We start from the raw sequence: 18,385 nt of genomic DNA, 5'->3' as shown, positions 1-18,385 counted from the left end.
GCTCCCGCTCGCCTGCGCAGCAGGCGCAGAACCAGCCGGCGCGGTTTGCCTGGAAAAAAGCGTCAGCCCACTTGGACGGCTTCGCCACCCAGCGGGAGCAAGCTCCCTCGCCACAGGGGACCGTTGATCAACTTGCGGCGGTGCTCCGATCCAAATCCCCCGCCATTCCCCTTCTATACTCTTCTGCCAATCCCCCCGGGGCCTGCACTTCCAACAATAAAAAGCAGAGGTGGAACATGGTCTGGCAACAAGTCTACGATCCCTTCGGTAATGCGGTGCTGTCCACGCTTCTGGCGGCGGTGCCGGTGGTGGTGATGCTGGCGTCCCTGGCGTTCTTTCATATCAAGGCACACCTGGCTGCGCTGCTGGCATTGGCCTCAGCCTTGCTGATCGCGATTTTCGCCTTTGGCATGCCTGCCGGCATGGCCGGTTCGGCAGCGTTGTATGGTGCGGCCAACGGGCTGTTGCCCATCGGCTGGATCGTGCTCAACATCATCTTCCTGCACCGCCTGACCACCGAGAACGGCTCGTTCAAGGTGCTGCAGGATTCCCTGGCGCGCATCACCGACGACCGGCGCCTTCAACTGCTGCTGATCGCCTTTTGCTTCGGCGCGTTCTTCGAGGGCGCGGCCGGTTTCGGGACGCCGGTGGCCGTGACCGGGGCGATCCTGATCGGCCTGGGCTTCTCGCCGCTGGCCGCCTCGGGCCTGGCGCTGATTGCCAACACCGCGCCGGTGGCCTTCGGCGCCCTGGGCACGCCGATCATCACCCTTGCCAAGGTCACCGGGCTGGATGAAATGGAACTGTCAATGATGGTCGGCCGGCAGTTGCCGTTCTTTTCGGTGATCGTGCCGTTCTGGTTGATCTGGGCGTTCGCCGGCTGGCGCAAGATGCTGGAAATCTGGCCGGCGATCCTGGTGGCCGGTGTCAGCTTCGCGGTCCCGCAGTTCGTGGTGTCCAACTATCACGGGCCGATGCTGGTGGATGTGATTGCCGCCCTGATTTCCATGGCCTGCCTCACCGGCTTCCTCAAGGTCTGGAAACCGGCGACGGTGCATACCTCCGCCGCCTTGTCGGGACGGGTCGATGACTCGAAAATCGATGCCAGCGAAGACGCGCCTCCCGTCGTCGGCGGCGCATTCGCCAGCGATGCACGCCCCGCCGTGCTGCGGGCCTGGATGCCGTGGATCATCCTCACCGTGTTCGTGTTCGCCTGGGGCACCCAAGGCTTCAAGAACCTGTTCGACACCCGCCCGGCACTGGACCCGCAGACCCAGTCGGTCCGGCTCGACCCGCAAGGCAAGCCGATGCGCGAGGCGAACCCGATCTTCTCGCCGCTGGTGACCTTCAGCACCCTGCACCAGCAGATCGAAAAAGTCCCGCCGGTGGTGCCCCAACCCAAAACCGAGGAAGCGATCTACAAGTTCAACTGGTTCACCGCCACCGGCAGCGGGATTTTCCTGGCGGCGATCCTCGGTGGCTTGCTGATGGGTTATTCCATCCCGCAACTGCTGCGCCACTATCTGCGCACGCTCTGGGTGGTGCGTTATTCACTGATCACCATCGTCGCGATGCTGGCCCTGGGGTTCCTCACGCGGTACTCGGGCCTGGACGCCACCATGGGCCTGGCGTTCGCCGCGACGGGGATTTTCTATCCGATGTTCGGCACCCTGCTGGGTTGGCTCGGCGTGGCGCTGACCGGCTCGGACACCGCCTCGAACGTGCTGTTCGGCGGCTTGCAGCGGGTGACTTCAGAGCAACTGGGGCTAAGTCCGGTGCTGATGGCTGCGGCGAACAGTTCCGGTGGGGTGATGGGCAAGATGGTCGATGCCCAGTCGATCGTGGTCGCCTCCACCGCGACCCGGTGGTACGGCCATGAAGGGGAGATCCTGCGCTACGTGTTTTTCCACTCGGTGGTGCTGGCGATTCTGGTGGGCGGGCTGGTGACATTGCAGGCGTACGTGGCGCCGTTCAGTCATATGGTGGTGGGCGGTCACTAATTGGCTTTTGTGGCGAGGGAGCTTGCTCCCGCTGGGACGGTCCGACGCCTCGGGCGAAGCGGCCCCAAAAAAGCGGTGAGCGCTTCGCACTCAAGCGGGAGCAAGCTCCCTCGCCACAGGTTTCAGCCAGGTATTACTGAACGTTTTTCAACTTGATCACATCACCGGACACCGAGGTGGTGTAGCCGTTCAGGACCCAGGCCCAGAACCAGCTTTCCTGTACCTGGGTGTTGATCATCGCGTCGCCGCCCTTGGCCTGGATCGCGGCGGTCTGCGCGCGGACGAAACGGCTGTTCTGGCGGATCGGGATCAGGCCGAACAGCATCAGGCCGGTGGCCTTCGCTTCACTGTGGCCGATCACGGTGTATTGGCTGCTGTCGTACTGCTGGGTTTTCATCGGGGTGCCGGTGCAGCCCGCCAGGGCCAGGCCGAACAGTGCAGAGGCGACAACTTTGGTGATGTGATTCATTGAATACTCCATGGATAAACGCCCGGGATCCGTCTCTCGGGCGGCGCGTACTCTAACCGATCAGCATCAGATTGACATCACCCCTTCCTCAACTCCATCCGTCGGCCTGAAGGGCTCGGTCCAGAGCCATCCGTCAGTTGCTCCTCCAGCCCGACAGCCCTCTGTCGATAACCCAATCAATGCGCCACGCAAGGCAGATTCCTCCCCCCGCCGGCTGAAACCGGATAAACAACGGCCGCCCCGTTGGAGTGTTTGACCATGATCGACATGACTGTCTGGAACATCACCCTGCCTATCCAAACCCCGGCGCTGACCGTGGCCACCAAAGCCATGCCGACCCTGCAGAACGCGTATTTCAATCGCACCGGCGAACGCATCGTCTTCTGGGCGCCGGTCACCGGTTCCCACACCGGCAAGAGCGACTACCCGCGTTCCGAACTGCGTGAGACCAGCAAGGACGGCAAGCTGCGCAATTGGCGCTACAACAGCGCGATCAATGCCCTCAATGGCACCCTGTCAGTGAACCAGGTGCCCTCGGAAGGCCGCGTGGTGGTGGCGCAGATTCACGCCAAGGATGCCCCCGCCCCGCTGCTCAAACTCGTGTATCGCTACGCCAAGGGCAGCGGCAACATCGATGTGGAATATCGGGTCAAACCCAAGGACGTGAAGAGCCCGGTGCTGTTCAGCGTGCCGAACATAGCCCTGAACAAGACCTTCACCTATTCCATGGTGATGGACAAGCAGGGCAAGCTCACCGTACTGATCAACAACCTCGGCAAACAGGTGAAGGTCGACCCGTCGTGGTACGCCTACGACTTTTATTTCAAGGCCGGCGTCTACACTCTGGACAATGTCGGTTACGCCAGCGAAGGCGGAAGAGTGACCTACACCAAACTGGACGTCAGCCATAAATGACCGACGCCCAGACTTGCCCAAGCTTCAGGCCTTCGCCGGTGTGACGATCGTTTGTCGGCCGCTGAAGCTGAACAGGAAGCAGACGAACACCAACAGCGCGAAACCGGCGGGGAATAACCAGATGCTGTGCCAGTCATGGCCTGCATCCAGGGCAAAATGGTCGGTCACCTTACCCGCCACCCAGAAGCCCACCAGCATGCCCAGGCCATAGGTCGCCAGGGTGATCAGCCCTTGGGCGGAGCTGCGCAAATGCCCCGGCGCCTTGGCGTCGGTATAGATCTGACCCGAGACAAAGAAGAAGTCGTAGCAGATGCCATGCAACGCGATGCCGGTGAACAGCATGAACGCCAGGTCGCCGTTGTTGCCATAGGCGAACAACAGGTAGCGCAACGCCCACGCCAGCATGCCGACCAACAGCGCCAGCTTGATGCCGAAGCGCTGGATGAACAGCGGCAACAGCAACATGAACAGCACTTCGGACACCTGCCCGATGGCCATCTTCGCCGTCGGGTTGGTCATGCCGGCCTCGGCCAGGAACGGGTTGGCATTCTGGTAATAGAACGCCAACGGTATGCAGATCAGGATCGAGGCGATGAAGAACACCAGGTAGCTGCGGTCCTTCAATAAACCCAGCGCATCCAGCCCCAACAGCTGCTTGACGCCGCCACCGCCGGCCTGTTCCTCGAGCGGCGCCGTGGCCGGCAATGTGAAGCTATAGATGCCCAGGGCCAGGGAGGCGACGGCCGCCATCAGGAAGGTGTTGCGCAAACCGCCCGCCGCGATCGCCTCGCGCGAATCCCAGGCGAACACGAAGCTGATCACCAGCCCCGCCACAATCCAGCCGACCGTACCCCACACTCGGATGCGCGAGAATTCCAGCGCCGGATCGCGCATTTGCCGGAACGCCACGGAATTGACCAGCGCCAGCGTCGGCATGTAGACCACCATGTACGCCAGCACATAGGGGTAGAACACGCCGAAATCCGCCGCCGCGTATAGCTGATAGAGCAACACCGCGCCCACCAGGTGCAACATCGCGAGAATACGTTCGGCGTTGAAGAAGCGGTCGGCAATCAGGCCGATCACGAACGGCGCGATGATCGCGCCCCACGACTGGGTGGAGAACGCCATGCCGACCTGCCCACCGCTGGCGCCCAGGGTACTGGAGAGAAAGGTTCCGAGAGTGACGAACCAGCCGCCCCAGATAAAGAACTGCAGGAACATCATCACGCTCAAGCGTGCGTTCATCGTGGTCATGACAGTCACCGTTTTTGATTGTTGTTATTGACTCGCTGATACCCAGGGACCTGCGTGGCGAGGGAGCTTGCTTGTGGCGAGGGAGCTTGCTCCCGCTTGAGTGCGAAGCGCTCATCGCTTTTATGGGGCCGCTTCGCGCCCCAGCGGGAGCAAGCTCCCTCGCCACAGGGGTCTGGCGTTACTTCGGAAGTCCCAGCAGTCGTCGATTGAAATCCTCGTCCGCCGTCACGCTGGCAAAATCGTCGAACGCCTTGCGACTCTTGTTGATCATGTGCCGCTGGATGAACGCCGCACCTTCGGCCGCGCCCTGTTGCGAATCCTTCAGGCAGCACTCCCATTCCAGCACCGCCCAGCCGTTGAAATCGTATTGGGTCAGTTTGCTGAAGATCGACTTGAAATCGATCTGCCCGTCGCCCAGTGAACGAAACCGGCCCGGGCGCTCGACCCAACCCTGGTAACCGCCGTACACCCCGGAACGGGCGTCGGGCCGGAATTCGGCGTCCTTGACGTGGAACATGCGGATGCGCTCGTGATAGCGATCGATGAAGCCCAGGTAGTCCATCTGTTGCAGCAGCAAATGGCTGGGATCGTAGAGAATCGCCGCCCGTGGATGGTGATCGACCGCGGCCAGGAAGCGCTCGAACGAAGCGCCGTCGTGCAGGTCTTCGCCGGGGTGGATTTCGTAGCACAGGTCCACGCCCGCCGCATCGAAGCAATCGAGAATCGGCCGCCAGCGCCGCGCCAGTTCTTCGAAGCCCTGCTCCACCAGGCCCGCCGGGCGTTGCGGCCAGGGGTACATGTACGGCCATAACAACGCCCCGGAAAACGTCGCATGGGCCGTCAGCCCCAGTCGCTGGCTGGCACGAGCGGCGAGCTTCAACTGTTCGATAGCCCATTCGGTCCGCGCCTGGGGTCGGCCACGCAGATGGGCCGGGGCGAAGTCATCGAACAGCGCGTCGAACGCCGGATGCACCGCCACCAATTGCCCCTGCAGGTGCGTCGACAGTTCACTGATCTCGACTCCGGCCTGGGCGCAGGTGGCCTTGAGTTCATCGCAATATTCCTGGCTTTCTGCGGCCCGGGCCAGGTCGATGTATCGGGTGCCGCTAGTCGGCAATTGAATCGCTTTGTAGCCCTGGGCAGCAGCCCATTGGGCGATGCTGGCGAGGCTGTCGAACGGCGCCTCGGCGGACATGAATTGCGCCAGGAAAATACCCGGACCGCGCAGGCCATCGGTGGTTGAGGAAATGGAAGACACAGGATTCTCCGGGTTCATGCCGTGCAGACCAGTTCGGTCCATTTGGCGTTGCCGCGATGGTTGGCGATGGCGGCCTCGATGAACGCCATGCCGCGCAGGCCGATTTCGATGCCCGGCACGCCGGGCGCGTCGTGGCCTTCGACCTGGCCGCGAATGGCTCGGGCGAAGTCGCCGTAGAGGTTGGCCATGGCCTCCAGATAACCTTCGGGATGCCCGGCCGGCAGGCGCATGCGTTGGCGGGCCGCTTCACACAGCCACGGCTGGCCGACACCCGAACGCAGCACGCGCAGCGGTTGATCGACGCAGCGATGAATCAGGCTCGCCGGTTCTTCCTGGCGCCACTCCAGCCCGCCCTTGTCGCCGTAGACCCGGATCTTCAGTGAGTTTTCTTCACCGGCGCAGACCTGGCTGGCAATCAGCACGCCACTGGCGCCCTGGCTCATCTGCAACAGCATCGCTGCATCGTCATCCAACTGGCGACCGTCGACATGGGTGCCCAACGCGGCGCATATCCGTTCGATGGACTGGTCGGCGACGAATTCCGCCAGGGAAAAGGCATGGGTGCCGATGTCACCGATGCAGCCGCCAATCCCGGATTGCCGGGGATCGTCACGCCAGCCGGCCTGTTTGTTGCCTTGGGCCGCGACGTCCTGGCTGAGCCAGCCTTGAGGGTACTCCACCAACACCTTGCGCACCGTGCCGATCACGCCGCTGCGCACCATGTCCCGGGCCTGCCAGACCATGGGGTAGCCCAGGTAGGTGTGGGCCAGGCCGTAGAGCCGCTGGCTGCTGTGGACCACGGCCTTGAGGGTCAATAACTCATCCAGATTCAACGCCGCAGGCTTCTCACTGAACACATGGAAGCCCGCCTTCAGCGCCTGGCCGGCAATCGGTGCATGCAAGTGATTGGGGGTCACGATGACCAGCAATTCCATGCGCTGGTCCGCCGGCAACGCCGCCTCGCTGTCCAGCATGCGCTGCCAGTCGCTGTAGCAGCGCGAGGCGGCAAGCCCCAGGGCCGCGCCGGTTTGCTGATTGTTTGCGGCATCGCGGCTGAACGCGCCGCACACCAGTTCAAAGCCACCGTCCAGGCCGGCGGCCTGACGGTGGGCCTGGCCGATGAACGCGCCCTCGCCCCCGCCGACGAAGCCCATTCTTATTTTCGGTGCTACAGGTTTCATCGCGCTTGTCTTCCGTCAGAATGATGATGTAACCGGTTACATCATGGCGAGAATCTAGGCTCAAGTTTCGTGGGTGTCAAACCCCACCGAGCATTTGTCAGCCGCCTGACCTGCGGTAAGCTCCCCTCCCATGCCGCCGTTCCCTGGCGATTGATCGAGGTGATTTTGTCCAATATCCGTGAAGTGGCCCGGCTGGCCGGTGTGTCGGTGGCCACGGTTTCAAGAACGCTGAAATCGCCCGAGCGCGTACTGCCTGAAACCCGCGACAAGGTCAATGCTGCGGTGGAACAGGCCGGCTATCGGCCGAACCTGATGGCGGTGCAGTTCCGCTCCCGCCGCACCGGCAACCTGGTGATCCTGGTACCGGCCATCGCCAACACGTTTTTCGCCCGGGTCATCAGTGGTGCGCAACAGGCCGCCCAGGCGGCGGGCTATCGCTTGCTGCTGTGCGACACCCAGGGCCAGGAAGCCATCGAGCGCGAATTTGCTGCGCTGGTCTATGCCCATCAGGCGGACGGGGTGATTCAACTGCGCGCCAGCGACCCGTTCGAATCGCTTCCGCCAGGCGTCGAACCGCTGCCGCTGGTCAACGCCTGCGAAGTGGTCAAGCAGGCTCCCTACCCGACCATCAGCCTCGACAATCGCGCCGCCGCTCGGGCCATGACCGAGCACCTGATCGACCTCGGTCACCGACGCATCGGCATCATCAAGGGGCCTCGCAGCAGCCCGTTGACCCTGGACCGAGTGGCCGGCTATGAGGATGCGCTGCGCCTGGCCGGCATCGCCATCGACCCGAGCCTGATCTGCCATGGCGACTTCACGTTGAAAGCCGGCTACGACGGTGCCGGCGCGATGCTGGAATTGGCGCAGCGTCCCAGCGCGCTGTTCTGCGAGAACGACGAGATGGCCATCGGCGCACTCAAGCGCATCAAGCAGATGGGCTTGCGCGTGCCTGAGGACATTTCCCTGGTGGGGTTCGATGACATTCCGTTCGCCGCCTATTGCGATCCACCGCTGACCACCATCTCCCAACCCGCCGAGACTTTTGGTCAGAAGGCGGTGCAGATGTTGATTGCATTGATCGAGAAGAAACCGGTCGAGCAACGGCATGTGTTGTTGCCGTTCGAGTTAACGGTGCGGGGGAGTTCGGCGGCTGTGGCGAGGGAGCCTGTTGTCGCTGGGCGAAAATCGGACACAAGAGGAATCAATGCAACCTGACACACGGCGGTGTCAGGTTCCAGGGCTGCTGCGCAGCCCAGCGGGAGCAAGCTCCCTCGACACAGGGGATTGGGTTGGCTGGGTTAATCAGGCAAAGGTCGCGCCACGGGTGTTCACGAACAGCGAGTACAGCGAATGGCTGCCGGCCATGAACAGCCGGTTGCCCTCGCGTCCGCCGAAGCACACGTTGGGGCAGCGTTCCGGCAAGGAGATGTGCCCGATGGCCTTGCCCTCGGGGTTGAACACCCGTACCCCGTCGAGCTTTTCCAGGTCGGCCTTGGGGTCACCGTTGCCGCCCCAGCCGCACCAGAGGTTGCCGCTCTCGTCGCATTTGATCCCGTCGATGGCGGCGTAATCCAGGCCTTCGATGTGCTTGCGCCGCTCGCCCAGGGTGCCGTCGTCCTTGACGGTAATGGCCCAGATCAGGCGGTTGGGCTTGGCCCGGCCTTCGACCACGTAGAGGATTTTCTCGTCCGGGGAAAAGCACAGCCCGTTCGGCCCGGCCAGGTCATCGATCACGCGGGTCACCTTGCCGCTTTCACCGTCGATGCGATACACCGCATGCGGCTGGGCAGGCGTGACCTTGTGGCCCTCGTAGTTGTTGCCGGTCTGGAACGGCGGGTCGGTGAACCAGACCGAACCGTCGCGTTTGCAGACAATGTCATTGGGCGAATTGAGTGGCTTGCCTTCGAAGCTGTCGGCGAGCACGGTGATGCTGCCGTTGTGCTCGGTGCGAGTCACGCGCCGGCCTTCGCTGGCGGTAGTCGAGCCCTCGCACACCAACAGGCGCCCCTGGCGATCACGGCACATGCCATTGGAGAAGTTGGAATTCTCGCGGTACACCGACAGGCCGCCGGTGATCTCATCCCAGCGCACGATGCGGTTATTGGGAATGTCACTGACCAGCAGGTAGCGACCGTCACCGACCCATACCGGCCCTTCTGCCCAACGCAGGCCCGTAGCGAGCTTCTCGACGCTGGCGTTGAAGATACGCAGGTCCATGAAGCTGGGGTCGAGGATATTGATCAGCGGATCCGGGTAGCGCTGGCTCAAAGGTTCGGCCTGGGCCAGCCCGGGCAGGTTGCCCAAGGTGGCGGCCGCAGCCGAGACCACCAGGGATTTCTTCAGGAATACTCGACGACCCTGGTCGGCGGCGGTTGCAGATTGCGAAACATCCATCGTGCGTCTCCGTTAATTGTTATTGGACGGGACGACAGTTTTACCCCGCAACAAGACATCGTACAAGTTAAAGCCGGAAGACTCAGTAAATACTTGTCCAGACCGACCCTATGCGGTACAAATCTACATCGTTGTACGACGACCGATAATTAAAACCATACTGAGGATGACCTCGGTGGCTTGCCTTTGAGAAACCCTGCCATGAATCAATCCACTGCTGCGCCCACGCCGTTGCCCCGTCACCTGGCGGTGCTTGTCCTGCTCTGCATGGGCTGCGCCTTCGCCGGTAATCACGTTGCCGCACGGGCAGCCTTCGATGACGGCGCGGGTGTGCTGCTGGCGATCCTGCTGCGCTCGGGTGGCACCTTGCTCGTGCTGGCTGCGCTGGTGCTGTGGCAACGCCAGAGCCTGCGCCTGCCGGTCGGTGCCTGGCGCTGGCAATTGACCCTGGGGCTGCTGATCGGTGCGCAAAGCCTGTGTTTGTACTCCGCCGTGGCCCGAGTGCCGGTGGCCTTGGCATTGCTGGTGGGGAACGTCTTCCCGATCCTGCTGGCGCTGTTGACCTGGGCGTTGGGCGGGCCACGGCCGACCGCTCGCACCGCCGCGTTGATGGGCATGATTCTGGTAGGCCTGGTGTTTGTGCTGGAGGTGCCGGATCGGCTGTCGTCCGGACAGGAAGTCGGCCCCCAGTGGCTGCTCGGCGTCGGCCTGGCGTTCTGCGCCGCGTGTGTGTTCGCCTGCGCGCTGTGGATCACCGATCACCAACTGTCCCAGGTACGCGGCTCGGTCCGCAGCCTGTTGACGATCTTTATCGTGTTCAGCAGCGTCAACCTCGCCGGCCTGACCGGCGCCCTCCCCGGCGGCTTCGATCTGCCGGCCAGCAACACCGGTTGGTTCGCCCTGGCGACGCTGATGGTGCTCTACGGCACCGGGTTCATCGTGCTGTTCATTTGCGTGCCACGCCTGGACATGCCCCGCAACGCCCCGGTGATGAACATCGAGCCGCTGGCAACGCTGCTGATCGGTTGGCTGGTGCTGGACCAGATGCTCAACCCGGGCCAGGTGCTCGGCGGCGCGATTGTGGTCAGCGGTATCGTGCTGCTGACGTATCGCAAGGTAGAACAGGTTGAAAAGCCTGCTGCGGGGGCGGCTGCACGTAGTTGACCTGACGAACCAAGGCAATTGAACTGACGAAATTTATTGTGGCGAGGGAGCTTGCTCCCGCTCGACCGGGCTGGCGCTCCAGCGCGTAGCGGTCGCAACATTTTCAGGACTGCTTCGCAGCCCAGCGGCAGCAAGCTCCCTCGCCACAGGGGCCGGCGGTGGCTTGGAGATAAGTGTCAGCCCTGCTGAAACTTGTTTTCAAAGCCACAGTCCTACCCCAGCCGCGAAACCTCGCCTATCCAGGCGATGCCTCTTGCGGTTGATCGGCGCCACGCCCGGCGCCATGGCAACTCCCCCCTCCCGAGCCGTTCGTCCATGCGCCACAGTGTTCGCTCTTGCCGTCTCGCTTCGCTTTGCCTCATCAGCCTGCTTGCGTTATTTGCCAGCCCCGTCCATGCCCGGGGCGAAGGGCAACTGCTGGAGGCGATCAACGACTACCGCAGCCAATCCCGGCGTTGTGAATGGCGCACGATCCGCTCCGCGCAGCCCTTGGCGCTGCGCTCGAGCCTGGCCCTGCCGATCGGCTTTCGCGGTGGCCTGCGGGAAACCTTGAAGGACGCCGGCTACCAAGCCCGGGCCGTGCGCAGCATTCGCCTGACCGACGCCCGGGACGCCGAGGAAGCCTTCGACCTGCTGGCCGACGAGCATTGTGCAGCCCTGTTGGACAACCAGTACGCCGACATCGGCATCAACCGGGTCGGTGACGAATGGCGTGTGGTCCTGGCACAGCCCATGGGCGGTGGCAGGGTGAACGACGGGGCCTCCTCGGATAAATCCCTGCTGGCCCAGGTCAACGCCGCCCGGGCCAGCTCACGGATGTGTGGTCGCCAACGCTTCGCCGCCGCCCGCCCCCTGAGCTGGAACACCGCCCTCGGAACCGCCGCTCAGGGCCACAGCCGGGCCATGGTGCGGGGTAACTATTTCGCCCACCGCGACCCGGACGGTCGCTCCGTGGCCGACCGGGCCAAGGGGGCCGGTTTTCGTGGGCGCAAGATCGGCGAGAACATCGCCGCCGGACAAAGCTCGCCGAACCAGGCGATGCGCGACTGGCTCGCCAGCCCCGGCCACTGCGCCAACCTGATGAACCCGATGTTCACCCAGATGGGCGCCGCGTCCGCCACCGACTCGCACAGTGATGCGAGGGTGTATTGGACGATGGTGTTTGGGGCGCCTTGAGCGAGTGCAACATCAATGGCCTCCGCTGCCCCTGTGGCGAGGGAGCTTGCTCCCGCTGGACTGCGCAGCAGTCCCGGAGATCTTGCGAGCGCTTCGCACTCGAGCGCCAGCCCGGTCGAGCGGGAGCAAGCTCCCTCGCCACAGGGGATTGTGGGGTCATAAGCGAATCCCCGCCGCCGGCACCACATCGATCCGCGACACAGCACTGCTCAGGCGTCCCAGTCGGTTGTTGTGATTGGCGATGTTCTGCTCCGCCAGCAGGCTGCCATTGTCCACCGTGGAGTGGGCATCGGCCGCCAGCACCACGTCGTATCCCAGGGCATGGGCCTGGCGTACGGTGGCGTTGACGCAGTAGTCGGTTTGCAGCCCGCAGACCACCAGCCGATCGATCTCGCGGGCTTGCAGCAGCGACAGCAGGTCGGTCTGGTAGAACGCGTCCGGCGTGGTCTTGCGCACCCGCAGATCATCGGCGGCGGTGAGCAACCCGTCGGCCAGCTGCCAACCGGCCGAGTTGTAACGCAGCGAGCCGTCGAGCTCTTCATGCTGGACCAGAATCACCGTCGAGTCGGCGGCCCTGGCCCGGGTGCTAAGGTCGTTGATGGTGCGGATCACGCGCTGAATGTCGAAGCACTCCTCTTCTCCCGTGCACAGCGCGCTCTGGACGTCGATGATCAGCAAGGCGGTGTTCATGAATATCCTCTTCCAGACATCCGTCAATAACCCAACGACAGCCCGGTATTGCGACGTGGATCGTTGGCCCCGTAGAAACGATTCTTGCCCACCGGCTTGCCACCCAGCGACGGCGCGCCGACCAGGATCGCGGCGATGTGGTTGGGGTCCTGCGGACCTGCAAACTTATGGCCCCAGCTTTCCAGGATCTTCTGCGTGTCCGGGCTGGCGGCGAAGGTTTCCAGGTTGGTCTCCTCGGGCATCCACTGTTGGTGGAAACGCGGCGCATCGACCGCCTCCTGAAGATTCATGCCGTAGTCGATCACGTTGAGGATGGTCAGCAAGGTCGCGGTGATGATCCGGCTGCCCCCCGGAGTGCCGACCACCATGACCGTCTTGCCGTCCTTGGTGACAATCGTCGGGCTCATCGACGACAGCGGCGCCTTGCCGGGGGCGATGGCATTGGCTTCGCCCTGCACCAGGCCATACATGTTGGGCACGCCGACCTTGGCGGTGAAGTCGTCCATCTCATCGTTGAGGATCACCCCGGTCTTGCTCGCCATCACGCCGGCACCGAACCAGTCGTTGAGGGTGTAGGTGACGGACACGGCATTACCCCACTGGTCGACGATCGAGTAATGGGTGGTGTTGCTGCCCTCATGAGGGGCCACGCCGGGCTTGATCTTCTGCGAATCGCCCGCCTTTTGCGGGTCGATGACCGCGCGCAGCTTGGCGGCGTAGTTCTTGTCCAGCAGATGGTCGATGGGGTTCTTCACGAAGTCCGGGTCACCCAGGTAGCTGTTGCGATCCACGTAGGCGTGGCGCATGGCTTCGATCTGGTAGTGCATGCCCTGGGCCGAATGAAACCCCAGCTCCTTCATCGGATAGCCGTCGAGGATGTTCATGATCTGGCACAGCACCACCCCGCCGGAGCTGGGTGGCGGCGCGGAAACGATGTGGTAGCCGCGATAGTCGCACTCCACCGGGGCCAGTTCGCGAGTCTTGTATTTGTCCAGGTCGGCCTGGGTGATGATGCCTTTGTTGGCCTGGCTGGACGTCACCAGCGCATCGGCGACCCAACCTTTGTAGAAACCATCGGCGCCCTTGCTGGAGATTTCCCGCAGGGTCTTGGCGAGGTCTTTCTGCACCAGTTTCTGGCCGACCTGCATCGGCTCGCCGTTGTGCAGGAAAATGGCGCCGGAGTCGCGCATGTCCTTCTTGAACACGTCGGTGGCGGTTTCCAACAGATCGACATCGCCCTGCTCCAGGGTGAAGCCTTCCTCGGCCAGACGGATGGCCGGGGCGATCAGCTCCGCCCGTGGCTTGCTGCCGTATTTCTGCAGCGCCAGCTCCATGCCGGACACAGTGCCGGGCACACCTACCGCCAGGTGCCCGCGGGTACTGAGCTCGGGAACCACGTTGCCATCCTTGTCCAGGTACATATTGGCCGTGGCCGCCAGGGGCGCTTTTTCGCGGAAATCCAGGAAGGTCTTGCGGCCGTCGGCCAGTTGCAGGGTCATGAAACCGCCGCCACCCAAGTTACCCGCCGCCGGGTATACCACCGCCAGGGCGTACCCTACCGCCACCGCCGCATCCACCGCGTTGCCACCGCTCTTGAGGACATCCACACCGACGTGCGTCGCCAGGTGCTGGGCGGTGACCACCATGCCATTTTCGGCAGCCACCGGCGCCTGGGAGGCGGCCTGGGTGTAAAGGCAACTGAGGGTCAGGGATGTGGCGATGAGGGTCCGGGCAAGGTATTGGAACTTCATGAGTCAGGTCTCTTCTTGTTTTGGGACCTAGGCAGTATGGCCGGGTTTGCGGAATGTGCCTGTTGCGGTAGTCTCGCGCAGATCATTTCCCCGCATATGGATAATGCCGATGACGCTACGAATCGAACGTACGGACGCTCCCACCGACGAAGAACGCCAGGCCATTCTCGCGCCGTTACGCGCCTACAACACCGCCAGGACCGGCGGTACGGCACCCGAACTCGTGGCCTGGCTGGTGCGCGATGAACACAACAATGAGATCGTCGGCGGGCTCTACGGGCGAGTGTTTTTTCGTTGGTTGTATATCGAGTTGCTGGTGGTGCCGGAACAGGCCCGGGGGCAAGGCACGGGTTCGACCTTGATGCAGATGGCGGAGGACCTGGCCCGGGAGAAAAACTGCGTGGGCATCTGGCTGGATACCTTCGACTTCCAGGCACCGGAGTTCTACAAGAAACACGGTTTTACGCAAGTCGGTCAGATTGACGACTACCCGCCGGGGCATCAGCACTTCTTTCTCCAGAAGCGCCTGTGATTTCTAACTCAAACACCACCCCTTGTGGGAGCGAGCTTGCTCGCGATTGCGGTAGTACCTACAACATCGTAGTTGACTGAAACACCGCTATCGCGAGCAAGCTCGCTCCCACAGGGGGCTCTCAGGTCTGCCTGCCTACAAACAAGTCGCCAACGCCGCCAGCCGGCGCTTGGCGATGAAGTCGTCATGCTGGGCGTAGTAGTTCAACGTGGTGCCATTGGCACCGGCCTGGACATCGACAAACGATTCGGCCGAGCGGGTGTAGACCGTCAGGCCACCTTTCTCACCGGGTTGCTGGTAGGCGGCGGCATCGACGCCGAACACGGCCTCGTCCTGCCAGGAAAACTGCACACATTGGGCGACGACCTGTTCGGTTTTGTCCGAGGTCAGGGTCTTGTAGGGGGCCTGGGTCCGAGCCTGGTTCATCGCCGAACCGGCGCAGCCGGCCAACAAGGTCGCGGCCAGGGCTACCGTCAACATTCGCATTGCGTTCACTCATTGTTAAAAACCCGGACTGTAGCACTGCGACCCGGGCCTTCGGGCTGCATGATCGAAATTTAAGCGCGACAGTGGCCAGCGTTTCGCGCAACCTGTGACATCTGGCGCAATCTTGAAGGAGTGAACATGGCGACGACCGACCAGCACCATGAGCAGGCCCTGGAAAAATTTCTCGACGAACGCCCCGAGCTGCGCGTCGAACTGGACAACCTCAACCCGCTGCTGGCCCAGGCCAAAGGCGAGACCGCCGCCCAGTACCGAGCCGAGCGCCTGCATGAAGCGTTCGAAGCCGAGGCCGAACGCCAGGGTCTGTTTGCCTGGGAACTGACCCTGCAACTGACCGCCGCCTCGCCCGAGGACTACCAGGCCCAGCGCCTGGAAGTGCACAAGGAAGTGGCGCAAATGGCCGGCATGGACTGGGCGGAGTATTGTGAGCTGCATGCCCTGGACATCGAGCACTGAGCTTTCGTGGCGAGGGAGCTTGCTCCCGCTGGGCTGCGTAGCGGCCCCGTTCTGCCTGAGATTGCTCGCTGTTCGATTCAGGGCCGCTACGCGCCCCAGCGGGAGCAAGCTCCCTCGCCACAGAGCCCTCTAGCCACCATCCAAACCATCCCTTGGCAATCGCCCCACCGCCCATAAAGCTTTATCATGGCCGCAGTTTTGCTGATCGGGTCTGTCATGAAGTTCGCCATCGCGCTGTTTTCCGCCGCCCATGCGCCCTCCTCGCGCCGTGCCTTGCTGTTTGCCCAGGCGGCGCTGGCGGGTGGGCATGAAATTGTCCGGCTGTTTTTCTATCAGGACGGCGTCTACAACGCCTGCGCCAGCGTTGTCACACCCCAGGACGAACAGGACCTGCCCCAGCAGTGGCGCACATTTGTCAGCGACAACCGGCTCGACGGCGTGGTCTGCATCGCCGCCGCCCTGCGTCGTGGCGTGTTGAACGAAGAAGAAGCCCACCGCTACCAGCGTTCTGCCGTCAGCGTCGAAGCGCCGTGGGCCCTGTCCGGGCTGGGCCAGTTGCACGATGCGATCCAGGACGCCGACCGCTTGATCTGTTTTGGAGGCGGATGATGGCCAAGTCTTTATTGCTGATCAGCCGTCAGGCGCCCTGGTCCGGCCCCGGTGCCCGTGAAGCGTTGGACATCGTGCTGGCCGGTGGCGCATTCGACCTGCCGATCGGCTTGCTGTTTCTTGACGACGGCGTGTTCCAGCTAAGCGCCAACCAGAACGCCAAGGCCCTCCAGCAAAAGGACCTGAGCGCGAACTTGCAGGCATTGCCCATGTTCGGTGTCGAAGCGCTGTTCGTCTGCGCCGACAGCGCCGCCGAGCGTGGCGTCGACACCGCTGCCCTGGCGCTGGAGGAGGTCCAGGTACTGGCCGCGCCGGGCATCGTCGCTCTCATTGACCGTTACGACCAGGTGATCACCCTCTGATGTCGACTTTGCACGTGTTGTCTCATTCCCCCTTCGGCGACAGCCGCCTCGCCACTTGCCTGCGGGTCCTGGGCGAACAGGATGCACTGCTGCTGTGCGGCGACGCGACGTATGCCCTGCAACCGGGCAGCGTGCCGTTTGCCACACTGCAAGGCAGCGGCCTGAAACTGTTCGTAATGGCCGAAGACATTCAGGCCCGGGCCTTGCAAGCGCCCGACTGGGCCGAAGCCATCGATTACCCGGCCTTCGTCGAATTGTCGATCCGCCATGACAAGGTCAACAGCTGGCTATGAACACCCTGAACGTGGGCGGCCGCGCCATCGCGCTGGACAAGGACGGCTACCTGGCCGACCTGAACGACTGGTCCGCCGAAGTCGCCAGCGCCCTGGCGGCGGCCGAAGACATTGAGTTGAGCCCCGAGCACTGGGAAATCCTCGAACTGCTGCGCGGCTTCTACGATGAATTCCAGCTCTCCCCCGCGACCCGGCCGCTGATCAAGTACACGGCGCTGAAACTGGGCGCGGACAAGGGCAACAGCCTGCACCTGAACCGCCTGTTCAAAGGCACTCCCGCCAAACTCGCCGCCAAGCTGGCGGGCCTGCCCAAACCGACGAATTGCCTATGACCGACTTCCCATCGCTGACCCTTGAAACGCCGGCTGAACATCCGTTCGCCCAGTTCGTGCGCATCCTTGGCAAAGGCAAGCGCGGCGCCCGCGACCTGACTCGCGAAGAAGCCCGCGAAGCCATGGGCTTGGTGCTTGATGACAAGGTCGAGGACACCCAGCTCGGTGCCTTCCTGATGCTGCTGCGGCACAAGGAAGAAAGCGCCGAGGAAATGGCCGGCTTTACCGAGGCCTTGCGCGAGCGCCTGGCCGCACCGGCGCTGAACGTGGACCTCGACTGGCCGACCTACGCCGGCAAGAAGCGGCATCTGCCCTGGTATCTGTTGGCGGCCAAATGCCTTGGGCAGAACGGCGTGCGGATCTTCATGCACGGTGGTGGCGCTCATACGGCGGGTCGGCTTTACACCGAACAATTACTGAGCTTTCTGCAAATCCCGCTGTGCCGGGACTGGCAGCAAGTCGGCAGCGCCCTGGACCACGGCGGCCTGGCCTTCATGCCGCTGGTGGACTGGGCGCCCCAGATGCAACGGATGATCGACCTGCGCAACACGCTGGGCCTGCGCTCGCCGATCCACTCCCTGGCACGGATCCTCAATCCGCTGGGCGCCCGCTGCGGCCTGCAGAGCATTTTCCATCCGGGTTACCAGGCCGTGCACCGCGAAGCCAGCGGTTTGCTGGGCGACACCGCGATCGTGATCAAGGGCGACGGCGGCGAGATCGAGATCAATCCGGACGCCGACAGTCACCTCTATGGCACCCGCGGCGGGGTCAGTTGGGATGAGGAATGGCCGCGACTGTCCGAGCAGCGCCACGTCAAGCCGGAAAGCCTCGACCCCGAGCACCTGAAAGCGATCTGGCGCGGCGATGTGCAGGACAGCTACCCGCAACTTGCACTGATCGCCACCATGGCTTTGGCCCTGCGCGGCCTGGGCTTGACCCGTGAAGAGGCCTTCGACAGGGCCCGGCAGTATTGGGCTGCCCGGGACCGTTCGATTTAACCGATCATTAACGCCCAACCTTTGCGCTTTTAGTTCGAACC

20 protein-coding genes are annotated in these 18,385 nt (G+C 63.1%); 12 read left to right on the top strand and 8 right to left on the bottom strand.

All coding sequences use genetic code 11. The features are described from left to right. The first annotated feature begins 236 nt into the window (after positions 1-236). Positions 237-2,000 (top strand): L-lactate permease, encoded by a 1,764-nt coding sequence (locus ACLEJQ_RS05805; protein WP_440792991.1) that lies wholly within the window; start codon positions 237-239, stop codon positions 1,998-2,000. Between the two features lie 133 nt (positions 2,001-2,133). Here ACLEJQ_RS05805 and ACLEJQ_RS05800 read toward each other — a convergent pair whose 3' ends face one another. Continuing rightward, positions 2,134-2,469 carry a hypothetical protein gene (locus tag ACLEJQ_RS05800; protein WP_440792990.1) on the bottom strand — a complete coding sequence of 112 codons (336 nt, stop codon included), beginning with the start codon at positions 2,467-2,469 and terminating at the stop codon, positions 2,134-2,136. A 258-nt stretch (positions 2,470-2,727) separates the two neighbouring features. On the opposite strand from ACLEJQ_RS05800, the gene ACLEJQ_RS05795 reads away from it, so the two are divergent. After that, a complete protein-coding gene (locus tag ACLEJQ_RS05795) occupies positions 2,728-3,384 on the top strand; it encodes a polysaccharide lyase family 7 protein (protein ID WP_440792988.1) in 657 nt (218 codons plus the stop codon). A gap of 24 nt (positions 3,385-3,408) precedes the next feature. Here the strand turns inward: ACLEJQ_RS05795 and ACLEJQ_RS05790 are convergent, their stop codons facing one another. From ACLEJQ_RS05790 to ACLEJQ_RS05780, 3 genes are all read right to left on the bottom strand, one after another. Beyond that, positions 3,409-4,641: a nucleoside permease gene (locus ACLEJQ_RS05790; RefSeq protein ID WP_440792986.1), complete on the bottom strand. Its 1,233-nt coding sequence runs from the start codon at positions 4,639-4,641 to the stop codon at positions 3,409-3,411. Between the two features lie 178 nt (positions 4,642-4,819). Continuing rightward, on the bottom strand, positions 4,820-5,917 hold the full coding sequence (locus tag ACLEJQ_RS05785) for a sugar phosphate isomerase/epimerase family protein (RefSeq protein WP_440793091.1): 1,098 nt from the start codon (positions 5,915-5,917) through the stop codon (positions 4,820-4,822). Beyond that, the gene (locus ACLEJQ_RS05780; RefSeq protein WP_440792984.1) at positions 5,914-7,080 is read right to left on the bottom strand and encodes a Gfo/Idh/MocA family protein; all 1,167 of its coding nucleotides are present in this window, start codon (positions 7,078-7,080) and stop codon (positions 5,914-5,916) included. Before ACLEJQ_RS05780 ends, ACLEJQ_RS05785 begins: the two co-directional genes overlap by 4 nt. 165 nt (positions 7,081-7,245) lie before the next feature. On the opposite strand from ACLEJQ_RS05780, the gene ACLEJQ_RS05775 reads away from it, so the two are divergent. Continuing rightward, positions 7,246-8,298, top strand: a complete 1,053-nt coding sequence (locus ACLEJQ_RS05775; protein WP_440793089.1) for a LacI family DNA-binding transcriptional regulator — start codon at positions 7,246-7,248, stop codon at positions 8,296-8,298. Between the two features lie 87 nt (positions 8,299-8,385). Here ACLEJQ_RS05775 and ACLEJQ_RS05770 read toward each other — a convergent pair whose 3' ends face one another. Further along, a complete protein-coding gene (locus ACLEJQ_RS05770; protein WP_440792982.1) occupies positions 8,386-9,477 on the bottom strand; it encodes an SMP-30/gluconolactonase/LRE family protein in 1,092 nt (363 codons plus the stop codon). 201 nt (positions 9,478-9,678) lie between these two features. Here ACLEJQ_RS05770 and ACLEJQ_RS05765 point away from each other — a divergent pair, with 201 nt between their 5' ends. Continuing rightward, entirely contained in the window at positions 9,679-10,641 is a 963-nt protein-coding gene (locus tag ACLEJQ_RS05765; RefSeq protein WP_440792980.1) for an EamA family transporter, read from the top strand. A gap of 315 nt (positions 10,642-10,956) precedes the next feature. After that, positions 10,957-11,817 carry a CAP domain-containing protein gene (locus ACLEJQ_RS05760; RefSeq protein ID WP_440792978.1) on the top strand — a complete coding sequence of 287 codons (861 nt, stop codon included), beginning with the start codon at positions 10,957-10,959 and terminating at the stop codon, positions 11,815-11,817. 156 nt (positions 11,818-11,973) lie between these two features. Here ACLEJQ_RS05760 and ACLEJQ_RS05755 read toward each other — a convergent pair whose 3' ends face one another. Further along, positions 11,974-12,507 (bottom strand): cysteine hydrolase family protein, encoded by a 534-nt coding sequence (locus ACLEJQ_RS05755; protein ID WP_440792976.1) that lies wholly within the window; start codon positions 12,505-12,507, stop codon positions 11,974-11,976. 23 nt (positions 12,508-12,530) lie between these two features. Continuing rightward, positions 12,531-14,258, bottom strand: coding sequence for a gamma-glutamyltransferase (gene ggt, locus ACLEJQ_RS05750; protein WP_440792974.1), 1,728 nt, complete (start codon positions 14,256-14,258; stop codon positions 12,531-12,533). A gap of 109 nt (positions 14,259-14,367) precedes the next feature. On the opposite strand from ggt, the gene ACLEJQ_RS05745 reads away from it, so the two are divergent. Further along, a complete protein-coding gene (locus ACLEJQ_RS05745) occupies positions 14,368-14,790 on the top strand; it encodes a GNAT family N-acetyltransferase (protein WP_440792972.1) in 423 nt (140 codons plus the stop codon). A 135-nt stretch (positions 14,791-14,925) separates the two neighbouring features. Here ACLEJQ_RS05745 and ACLEJQ_RS05740 read toward each other — a convergent pair whose 3' ends face one another. Further along, positions 14,926-15,276, bottom strand: a complete 351-nt coding sequence (locus ACLEJQ_RS05740; RefSeq protein ID WP_440792970.1) for a hypothetical protein — start codon at positions 15,274-15,276, stop codon at positions 14,926-14,928. Between the two features lie 138 nt (positions 15,277-15,414). On the opposite strand from ACLEJQ_RS05740, the gene ACLEJQ_RS05735 reads away from it, so the two are divergent. The 6 genes from ACLEJQ_RS05735 to ACLEJQ_RS05710 all read left to right on the top strand — a co-directional run bounded on the left by ACLEJQ_RS05735 (position 15,415) and on the right by ACLEJQ_RS05710 (position 18,344). Further along, positions 15,415-15,750 carry a DUF6388 family protein gene (locus ACLEJQ_RS05735; protein WP_440792968.1) on the top strand — a complete coding sequence of 112 codons (336 nt, stop codon included), beginning with the start codon at positions 15,415-15,417 and terminating at the stop codon, positions 15,748-15,750. Positions 15,751-15,966: 216 nt separating this feature from the next. Further along, positions 15,967-16,359, top strand: coding sequence for a sulfurtransferase complex subunit TusD (tusD, locus tag ACLEJQ_RS05730; RefSeq protein WP_440793087.1), 393 nt, complete (start codon positions 15,967-15,969; stop codon positions 16,357-16,359). Further along, positions 16,359-16,721: a sulfurtransferase complex subunit TusC gene (gene tusC, locus ACLEJQ_RS05725; RefSeq protein WP_440792966.1), complete on the top strand. Its 363-nt coding sequence runs from the start codon at positions 16,359-16,361 to the stop codon at positions 16,719-16,721. Before tusD ends, tusC begins: the two co-directional genes overlap by 1 nt. Continuing rightward, complete coding sequence (tusB, locus tag ACLEJQ_RS05720; protein ID WP_440792964.1) at positions 16,721-17,014, top strand: sulfurtransferase complex subunit TusB; 294 nt, start codon at positions 16,721-16,723, stop codon at positions 17,012-17,014. The genes tusC and tusB overlap by 1 nt, the downstream gene beginning before the upstream one ends. Continuing rightward, positions 17,011-17,346, top strand: coding sequence for a TusE/DsrC/DsvC family sulfur relay protein (locus ACLEJQ_RS05715; RefSeq protein WP_440792962.1), 336 nt, complete (start codon positions 17,011-17,013; stop codon positions 17,344-17,346). The genes tusB and ACLEJQ_RS05715 overlap by 4 nt, the downstream gene beginning before the upstream one ends. Further along, positions 17,343-18,344 carry a glycosyl transferase family protein gene (locus ACLEJQ_RS05710; protein WP_440792960.1) on the top strand — a complete coding sequence of 334 codons (1,002 nt, stop codon included), beginning with the start codon at positions 17,343-17,345 and terminating at the stop codon, positions 18,342-18,344. The genes ACLEJQ_RS05715 and ACLEJQ_RS05710 overlap by 4 nt, the downstream gene beginning before the upstream one ends. The last annotated feature ends 41 nt before the right edge of the window (positions 18,345-18,385 follow it).

Source organism: Pseudomonas sp. SMV71 (assembly GCF_052042015.1).
In the GTDB taxonomy this organism is placed as follows: domain Bacteria; phylum Pseudomonadota; class Gammaproteobacteria; order Pseudomonadales; family Pseudomonadaceae; genus Aquipseudomonas.
Note: the sequence above shows the minus strand (reverse complement) of the source record. Positions and strands in the feature narration are given on the sequence as shown.

What these genes read in the sequence shown, in the direction of transcription:
- ACLEJQ_RS05805 (WP_440792991.1), top strand. Translation starts at nt 237, where the DNA reads ATGGTCTGGCAACAAGTCTACGATCCCTTCGGTAATGCGGTGCTGTCC.
- ACLEJQ_RS05800 (WP_440792990.1), bottom strand. Translation starts at nt 2,469, where the DNA reads ATGAATCACATCACCAAAGTTGTCGCCTCTGCACTGTTCGGCCTGGCC.
- ACLEJQ_RS05795 (WP_440792988.1), top strand. Translation starts at nt 2,728, where the DNA reads ATGATCGACATGACTGTCTGGAACATCACCCTGCCTATCCAAACCCCG.
- ACLEJQ_RS05790 (WP_440792986.1), bottom strand. Translation starts at nt 4,641, where the DNA reads ATGACCACGATGAACGCACGCTTGAGCGTGATGATGTTCCTGCAGTTC.
- ACLEJQ_RS05785 (WP_440793091.1), bottom strand. Translation starts at nt 5,917, where the DNA reads ATGAACCCGGAGAATCCTGTGTCTTCCATTTCCTCAACCACCGATGGC.
- ACLEJQ_RS05780 (WP_440792984.1), bottom strand. Translation starts at nt 7,080, where the DNA reads ATGAAACCTGTAGCACCGAAAATAAGAATGGGCTTCGTCGGCGGGGGC.
- ACLEJQ_RS05770 (WP_440792982.1), bottom strand. Translation starts at nt 9,477, where the DNA reads ATGGATGTTTCGCAATCTGCAACCGCCGCCGACCAGGGTCGTCGAGTA.
- ACLEJQ_RS05765 (WP_440792980.1), top strand. Translation starts at nt 9,679, where the DNA reads ATGAATCAATCCACTGCTGCGCCCACGCCGTTGCCCCGTCACCTGGCG.
- ACLEJQ_RS05760 (WP_440792978.1), top strand. Translation starts at nt 10,957, where the DNA reads ATGCGCCACAGTGTTCGCTCTTGCCGTCTCGCTTCGCTTTGCCTCATC.
- ACLEJQ_RS05755 (WP_440792976.1), bottom strand. Translation starts at nt 12,507, where the DNA reads ATGAACACCGCCTTGCTGATCATCGACGTCCAGAGCGCGCTGTGCACG.
- ggt (WP_440792974.1), bottom strand. Translation starts at nt 14,258, where the DNA reads ATGAAGTTCCAATACCTTGCCCGGACCCTCATCGCCACATCCCTGACC.
- ACLEJQ_RS05745 (WP_440792972.1), top strand. Translation starts at nt 14,368, where the DNA reads ATGACGCTACGAATCGAACGTACGGACGCTCCCACCGACGAAGAACGC.
- ACLEJQ_RS05740 (WP_440792970.1), bottom strand. Translation starts at nt 15,276, where the DNA reads ATGCGAATGTTGACGGTAGCCCTGGCCGCGACCTTGTTGGCCGGCTGC.
- ACLEJQ_RS05735 (WP_440792968.1), top strand. Translation starts at nt 15,415, where the DNA reads ATGGCGACGACCGACCAGCACCATGAGCAGGCCCTGGAAAAATTTCTC.
- tusD (WP_440793087.1), top strand. Translation starts at nt 15,967, where the DNA reads ATGAAGTTCGCCATCGCGCTGTTTTCCGCCGCCCATGCGCCCTCCTCG.
- tusC (WP_440792966.1), top strand. Translation starts at nt 16,359, where the DNA reads ATGGCCAAGTCTTTATTGCTGATCAGCCGTCAGGCGCCCTGGTCCGGC.
- tusB (WP_440792964.1), top strand. Translation starts at nt 16,721, where the DNA reads ATGTCGACTTTGCACGTGTTGTCTCATTCCCCCTTCGGCGACAGCCGC.
- ACLEJQ_RS05715 (WP_440792962.1), top strand. Translation starts at nt 17,011, where the DNA reads ATGAACACCCTGAACGTGGGCGGCCGCGCCATCGCGCTGGACAAGGAC.
- ACLEJQ_RS05710 (WP_440792960.1), top strand. Translation starts at nt 17,343, where the DNA reads ATGACCGACTTCCCATCGCTGACCCTTGAAACGCCGGCTGAACATCCG.